The 677-nt window shown below is 65.0% G+C and carries 1 protein-coding gene; it reads right to left on the bottom strand.

The annotated features are described in order from the left end of the window. Positions 1 to 677 (bottom strand): 2-oxo acid dehydrogenase subunit E2 (locus AC1DNF_RS35740; protein WP_478153671.1); only part of this gene is annotated, 677 nt, incomplete at both ends.

Raw genomic sequence — 677 nt, 5'->3', positions numbered from 1 at the left:
TCCCCCATCTCCTGGCTGATCTGCAGGATGCCCTTCTTGTCGGCATCCCTGAGCACCGGAACCACGAGGCCATTGGGCGTGTCGGCCGCGAAGCCGACGTGGAAGTACTGCTTGTAGACAAGCTGATCGCCGTCCAGGCTGGTGTTGAATTCGGGGAACTTCTTCAGGCCAGCGACCACGGCCTTGATGACGAAGGCCAGCATCGTGACCTTGATGCCGGACTTCTCGTTCTCCTTGTTCGTCGCCACGCGGAAGGCTTCGAGTTCGGTGATGTCGGCGTCGTCGTTGTTCGTGACGTGCGGGATCATCACCCAGTTGCGGTGCAGGTTCGCGCCGCTGATCTTCTTGATGCGCGACAGGTCCTTGCGCTCGACCGTGCCGAACTTCGTGAAGTCGACCTTGGGCCACGGCAACAGTCCGAGCGCTTCGCCGCCACCGCCTGCGGGTGCCTTGGCGGCCGATGCCTTGGTGCTGGCCGCTCCGCTCATTACCGCCTTGGTGAAGTTCTGAACGTCTTCCTGCGTGATGCGCCCCTTGGGGCCGCTGCCCTTGACTTCTTCCAGCGGCACGCCCAGCTCGCGGGCGAACTTGCGCACCGAAGGCGATGCGTGGGGCATCTTGCCGCTGGGCGGCACCGTCGGATCGTGCGCCGCGGGTGGCGCGGCGCTGGCCGCGGC

This window comes from Variovorax sp. 01T432 (assembly GCF_056398605.1).
The sequence above is the reverse complement of the archived record's forward strand: the minus strand, read 5'-3'. Positions and strand labels throughout refer to the sequence as shown.